Below are 6377 nucleotides of genomic sequence, written 5' to 3' on the forward strand. Positions count from 1 at the left end.
TCTGTTGATGCGGATGTAGCGCAGCTGGTAGCGCATCACCTTGCCAAGGTGAGGGTCGCGGGTTCGAGTCCCGTCATCCGCTCGCAGAAGGCCCCGCCGGTGACGGCGGGGCCTTTTTCGCGTGCGGGCCCGGTTGCTCGCGCGGCCCCCGGTCAGTCCTCCAGCTTGAACCCGATCTTGAGCCCGACCTGGAAGTGGGCGACCTCGCCGTTCTCGACGTGGCCGCGGATCTCGGTGACTTCGAACCAGTCCACCTCCCGCAGCGTTCGCGCGGCGCGGCGCACCCCGTTGCGCACGGCGTCATCGACGCCCTGCTCGGACGATCCGACGATCTCGGTGACGCGATAGACGTTGTCTGCCATGCCGGGATGGTCCGCACGGCGGCAGTCCCCCGCAAGCCGACGGTGATCATGGGCTAGACCAATCGGGCTCAAGGTCTGGACCAATAGCGGCGGGTCTGCCAATCTCATGTTGCCCGGAACGGAGCTATTAAGCCAGAAGAGTGACACGTAATTTTGCGACACCGATTCAGAAAGGAGCACTCCCCCATGCTCAAGAAAAGTGTGAAAAGCACGATCGGTATCGCCGCGGTCAGCATCGCCGGATTGGCATTACCGGTTTTCACATCCGGAGTGGCGACCGGGCACGGATTCGTCCAGAGCCCCGCGAGCCGCCAGGAGGCCTGCTCGAACGGGACGCTGAACGACTGCGGAGCCATCCAGTGGGAACCGCAGAGCGCCGAAGGGCCGAAGGGCTTCCCCGAAGCCGGCCCGCAGGACGGCAGCATCTGCTCCGCAGGCGTGGCGCAGTTCTCCGAACTCGACGACCCGCGCGGTGGCCAGTGGCCTACCACGGACGTCGCCGCTGGTCAGGACTTCCAGTTCCAGTGGAAGATCACGGCCGCGCACTCCACCAGCTCGTTCCGCTACTTCGTCACGAAGGACGGCTGGGACCCGAACCAGCCGATCAGCCGCGACCAGCTCGAGCCCGCGCCGTTCGTCGACGTGGACTACGGCGGCGCCCAGCCGCCGAACACCTACACCCACGACGGGAAGATGCCGGAGGGCAAGTCCGGCAGGCACGTCATCGTCGGCGTGTGGGACATCGCGGACACCGCGAACGCGTTCTACTCCTGCGCCGACGTGAACTTCGGCTGATTACATGATCTAGAATGTCCCCCGGTGCCGCGGCCCGGCGTGCCACTAACACGCCGGGCCGCGGTGCGTCGAATTCCGTTCAACGGAATTCGGCGCTCCCGGTGACGCACTGGGCGACCGTCCGGGAATTCTGTTAATTGAACGGAATCGCGGGAAAATTCCGATCGCGGTTCACCCGGGATCGCCCCGGCCGAACCGAGTGGATCTTGCCACGCCGGGCGACCGGCCGCGATCACTCCGTGACGAGCCCGACAGGGCAGGACACCCCGGTGCCACCGATGCCGCAGTAGCCGTTCGGGTTCTTCGCCTCGGACAGGTACTGCTGGTGGTAGCCCTCGGCGTAGTAGAACTCGCCCAGCGGCGCCACCTCGGTGGTGATCGAGCCGCGGCCCGCCGCGGTCAACGCCGCCTGGTAGGCGTCGCGGGTCCGCTCGACGACGGCGCGCTGCTCGTCATCCGCGTAGTAGACCGCCGAGCGGTACTGGCTGCCGCGGTCGTTGCCCTGCCGCAGGCCCTGCGTCGGGTCGTGGCCCTCCCAGAAGACCTTCAGCACCCCCGCCAGGTCCAGCACCGCCGGGTCGAACACGACCAGCACCGCCTCGGTGTGCCCGGTCAGACCGCTGCACACCTCCTCGTAGGTCGGGTTCGGCGTGTAGCCGCCCGCGTAGCCGACCGCCGTCGTCCACACCCCGTCCGTGCGCCAGAAGACCCGTTCCGCGCCCCAGAAGCAGCCCATGCCCACGACCAGCGACTCGGTGTCCTGCGGGAACGGCGGCACGATCGTGCGATCGCCGAACACCGCGTGCCGTTCCGGCACCGGCAGCGGGGTGGAACGCCCGGGCAACGCCTCGTCCGGACCGATCATGCGGGTCCGGTCGCCGAAGAACAGTCCCATGGCTCCGATGCTACGCGCGGGATCAGCGGTGGTCCCCGATGTGGAGCGCCCCGCGCCCGGGGTGACGGGCGCGGGGCGCGGGTGCGTCGCGGGGACTCCCCTCCCCTGAACGCAGCAACACCGTAGAACGCGCGTTCGACTGATCGCCAGTCCGGTCGGCGCAGGTCACACCGGCCGGTCAGGACTGCGACGGGGGGAAGCGGCCCAGCGGGCGGGTCTCCTCCACCGCGGGCGGCGGAGCGGCGCGCCTGCGTCGGTGCGGTTCGGCGGAGGCCGGATCGGCGAGGTCGCCGGTGAAGCCGCGCGAGGTGGTGGGCTCGGCCTGCTGCTCGCCGCCCGGCCAGGAGACCGGGGGCGCGGCGCGGGCCGGCTCCGGGTCCGCGCGGGGGCGGAGCTCGGCGGGGCGTTCGGTGCGGTGCGTGGGGTGGTCGGCCTCGGATGGCCGGGGCGGTTCGGAGCGCCGGGACAGGTCCACCCGCCGGGTCGAGTCGGCGTGCTGGGCCGGATCGACCCGCTGGGTGGGGTCGACCCGCTGGGTGGAGTCGGAGCGCCGGGGCTGCTCGACGTGCCGGGCCGGTTCCGGGCTCCGGATCGGCTCGGCGCGCTGGGTCGCCTCGGCGCGGGAGGTCGGATCGGCGCGGGAGGTCGGTTCCGCGCGCGCGGCCGGGTCGGGCCTGGCGGGTTCAGGTGAGCCGGATTCCGGCCGAACCGGTTCGGGCCTGGCGGGTTCCTGCCGGACTGGTTCTGGTCGGCCGGGTTCCTGCCTACCGGGTTCCTGCCTGCCTGGTTCGGGCCTGGCGGGTTCCTGCCGAGCCGGGCCGGGGCGGCCGGGGTCGGGTCTGGCGGGGTCGGGTCGGACGGATTCGGCGCGCTGGGTCAGCGGGTCGGCGCGGTGCCGCGGCTGCTCCGATCGGTGGACCGGCACGGCGGCCCGCTGGGTCCGGGGCGCGAAGTCGTCCCGGTCGCCGCGCTCGGCGTGGGCCTGGTGGGCGGCGGTGAGCGCGGCGCGGCCGTCCCGATCCGCGGGGTCCCGGTCGTCGCGGTCGTCCCCGCGCGCTCGGTGGCCGCCCTCGCGGTCGTCGCGGCCGTACCGTTCGCCGTGCGCGCCCCAGCGCTCCCGGTCGTCCCGGTCGTCCCGGCGCTCGCGGTCATCCCAGCGCTCGCGGTCATCCCAGCGCTCGCGGTCATCCCAGCGCTCGCGGTCATCCCAGCGCTCGCGGTCATCCCAGCGCTCGTGGCCGTCCCGGTCATCCCAGCGCTCGCGGTCATCCCGGCGCTCGTGGCCGTCCCGGTCATCCCAGCGCTCGTGGCCGTCGCGGTCGCCCCTGCCGTCGCGGTCGTCGTCGTCCTCGTCCGACCAGTCCTCCCGGTCCGCCCAGTAGTCGTCCCAGTCGTCCTCGTCCGCCCAGCGGTCGTCGTCCTCCGCACGACCGCCGTCCTGCGGGCGCTGCTCGGCGGCGCGGGCCGGCCGGTCCGGGGCCACGTAGCGGCGCAGCTTCATCGTCGGGTCCTCGACGAACACCCAGGACGCCGTGCCCAGCACGTACGCGATCGGCGCGGCGCACAGCAGCATCACGTACTGGTTCGCGATCCCCGCCATCGCCAGCAGCTGCTGCACCGGGAAGCCCCACACGTAGACGCCGTAGCTGCCGTTGACGAACCAGCCCGGCACCGTCAGCCGCGCGGGCCAGAAGTGCCCCGCCACCACCACCGCGTAGCTCGCCACGAACGTCATCAGGAACGACGCGGCGATGCTGTTCGGCATCGCCGCCAGCACCACCAGGCCCGCGACCGCGGCCGTCACCGACAGCGGGATGCGGTAGAGGTTCAGCACCACGCCCAGCGCGAAGGCCACCAGGAACGCCACCAGCGACTCGACCGGGACGCTCAGCAGGGCACCGCCCGACTCCGCGCCGGGGATCTGCTCCAGGTGCCGGTCCCACACCACCAGCGCGATCAGCGCCGCGACCGCCAGCCACCGCCACCGCTGCTTCGCCGCGCCGAGCAGCAGCAGGACGTACAGCCCGCCGTAGGCGAGCAGCTCCATCGGCAACGTCCACAGCGAACCGTTCACCGCGTCCGGCCACGGGTTCGCGGTGAACACGCCGGGCAGGGTGTGCTGCAGCGTCAGCATCCCGGCGTTGTTGACGACGTAGCCCCAGGTCTCGTGCGCGGCGAAGTACTCCCGCGCGGGCAGCGTCGTCACCAGCGGACCGACGATCAGCGCCATGCCGAGGGTCACCGTGAGCATCGGCGGCCACAACCGCAGGACGCGCTTCGCGGCGAACCGGACCGGGTGCGGATCGCGCACCCAGCTCTCGGTGATCTGGAATCCGCTCATCGCGAAGAAACCCATGAGGACGCCTTCGTCGGGCTGCACCGGCCATTCCGGCGGGAACAGTTCTCCCGTTCCGACCAGCGGCGAACTGTGCCCGTAGATCACCAGCAGCGCGCCGATCATGCGAATCCACGCGAAACCGTGCGAGGGCTCGGCGAACCGCTCGGGATGGGCGTGATCGACACGCTGCGTGCCCATCCGTTTCACCCCCGCGATGTCACCGTCGAGCCCAGCCACGACGCCGAGTAGCGTATCCGGTGGCACCGCGATCTCGACGCGCGTTTCGACGAGCGAGGCCGCGCGCAGTTGCTCACACCGGGCGGATCGTTATCCGGCCGGTGCATCGCGCGCGCTTCCCGGGGTGCAAAATGACGATCGATCGCACATCGGCAGCGACTCGTGAAAACCGGAAAGGGCGCATCGGTGACCTGGCAAGACGAGCTGCACAACCTCGACGCCGAACTCGCGGCAGGCAGGATCTCCGCCGAGGAGTACCGCTCCCGGCGGGACGCGCTGATCGGCAGGTCGCAGGGCGGACAATCCGGACCTGCATCCGGCGACTTCCCGCAGCAGCAGCCCGGCACGCCCTCCGGCGGCTTCCCCCAACAGGGGACCCCGCAAAGTGGTCAGCAGAGCCCGTTCCCGCCGGCGTTCAACTGGGGCGCCGCGGCGGCGCAAGGCGCGCAGGCCGCCCAGCAGCAGCCCCAGCAGCCGCAGCCGTCGAACGAGTCCACGCAGGTCGTGCCGAACCCGATGGCGCAGCAGTCGGAGAGCACCCAGGTCGTCAACGTCGGCCGGCAGCAGCCGTGGGCGGGCCAGCAGCAGTCCGGCTGGAACCAGCAGCCCGGCTGGAACACCGGCGAGCAGGCCTCCCCGTGGGGCGAGCCGGAGCAGCCGTCGACGCCGGAGCACGGCGACACCAGCTGGATGCGCCAGGGCCCGGAGGTCTTCGAGGTCGGCGACGGCGCGTCGAAGGGCAAGGCCATCGCCGGGATCGCGCTCGGCGCGGTGCTGCTGGTGGGCGTCATCGTCGCCGCCGTCTTCTACTTCACCTCCGGCAGCGATGAGGCGGGCCCGTCGCAGCCCACCCAGCAGCAGGCACCGCCGGTGCCGACCAGCGAGCCGCTGCCGGAACCGCCCGCGCCGAAGCCCGCGCCCGCCGCCACCCCCGAGGTGCTGGTGGCCGTGCCGCCGGGCGAGCCGCACCCGTACAACGGCCCGCTGGACCGCCCGGCGCTGGAGAACAGCCCCAAGTCCGGCGTGCTGCGCGACCCGGTGCGCGCCGCCGCGCTGCAGGGCGGGCTGATCGACGGGTTCTTCAGCCGCAGCGACGGCGCCGCCACCTCGGTGCTGATCGCGGTGCGGATGCCGGACCAGACGGCGGCGCAGTCGGTGGCGGAGGCCTACCTGGACGACCAGCAGGGCCTCGCCGCGGACGACGACCTGTCGTACCGGGGCGTGGAGGTCATGACGACCGGCGGCGGCGTGTTCCGCACCGCGTACGTGGCGCACGGCTGGGCGATCATCGTGGACGTGAACGCGCCGGACAAGGCGGCCGCGCAGACCGCGTTCAAGGCGCTGCTGGACCAGCAGCTCGCGCAGACGCCGCCGACCGTCCGCGACTGACGGCTCCCGAACACCGACGGCCCGCCATCCCGTGGGATGGCGGGCCGTCGTGCGTCCGATGCCCCTGCCGGTACTTCGACTCGCGCCGCGCAGCACTGAGGCGGCGGAACCCCACGGCCCGCCTTCGAACCCGCATCGCGAATCTTGGCTGTTTCCTGTCAGCGGCGAAGCCGCTGAGCCGCCGCCCACCCGCTCAACAAGACCACCCGCGGGTTCTCAGCGTTCTCCTCGCGAGGACAGCGTTTTCGCCTGTGGCGGAGCCACCGGTGAAAACGATCCCGCAGCGAGGAGAACGCTGAGGTTCCGCCACCCGAGCGCTACGCAAACTGAGTTTACAGTGTCGTGTCGAGGAGCTTCGCGG

The 6377-nt window shown here is 71.6% G+C and carries 5 protein-coding genes and 1 tRNA gene; 3 read left to right on the top strand and 3 right to left on the bottom strand.

Annotated features, from left to right (window positions below):
• The first annotated feature begins 9 nt into the window (after positions 1–9).
• Positions 10–82, top strand: a tRNA-Gly gene (locus ABZ805_RS28955).
• A gap of 70 nt (positions 83–152) precedes the next feature.
• Here ABZ805_RS28955 and ABZ805_RS28960 read toward each other — a convergent pair.
• The gene (locus tag ABZ805_RS28960; protein ID WP_358447021.1) at positions 153–362 is read right to left on the bottom strand and encodes a dodecin; all 210 of its coding nucleotides are present in this window, start codon (positions 360–362) and stop codon (positions 153–155) included.
• A 270-nt stretch (positions 363–632) separates the two neighbouring features.
• On the opposite strand from ABZ805_RS28960, the gene ABZ805_RS28965 reads away from it, so the two are divergent.
• The gene (locus tag ABZ805_RS28965; protein ID WP_358447023.1) at positions 633–1157 is read left to right on the top strand and encodes a lytic polysaccharide monooxygenase auxiliary activity family 9 protein; all 525 of its coding nucleotides are present in this window, start codon (positions 633–635) and stop codon (positions 1155–1157) included.
• 232 nt (positions 1158–1389) lie between these two features.
• Here the strand turns inward: ABZ805_RS28965 and msrA are convergent, their stop codons facing one another.
• A complete protein-coding gene (msrA, locus tag ABZ805_RS28970) occupies positions 1390–2052 on the bottom strand; it encodes a peptide-methionine (S)-S-oxide reductase MsrA (protein ID WP_358447026.1) in 663 nt (220 codons plus the stop codon).
• A 178-nt stretch (positions 2053–2230) separates the two neighbouring features.
• Positions 2231–4588, bottom strand: a complete 2358-nt coding sequence (locus tag ABZ805_RS28975; RefSeq protein ID WP_358447030.1) for an acyltransferase family protein — start codon at positions 4586–4588, stop codon at positions 2231–2233.
• A gap of 225 nt (positions 4589–4813) precedes the next feature.
• On the opposite strand from ABZ805_RS28975, the gene ABZ805_RS28980 reads away from it, so the two are divergent.
• Positions 4814–6016: a hypothetical protein gene (locus ABZ805_RS28980; protein ID WP_358447033.1), complete on the top strand. Its 1203-nt coding sequence runs from the start codon at positions 4814–4816 to the stop codon at positions 6014–6016.
• Positions 6017–6377: the final 361 nt, after the last annotated feature.

It is taken from the genome of Saccharopolyspora sp. NPDC047091, assembly GCF_040643635.1.
Classification (GTDB): domain Bacteria; phylum Actinomycetota; class Actinomycetes; order Mycobacteriales; family Pseudonocardiaceae; genus Saccharopolyspora_C.

Coding starts and splice junctions, on each gene's coding strand:
- ABZ805_RS28960 (WP_358447021.1), bottom strand. CDS start 362: ATGGCAGACAACGTCTATCGCGTCACCGAGATCGTCGGATCGTCCGAG.
- msrA (WP_358447026.1), bottom strand. CDS start 2,052: ATGGGACTGTTCTTCGGCGACCGGACCCGCATGATCGGTCCGGACGAG.
- ABZ805_RS28975 (WP_358447030.1), bottom strand. CDS start 4,588: ATGGGCACGCAGCGTGTCGATCACGCCCATCCCGAGCGGTTCGCCGAG.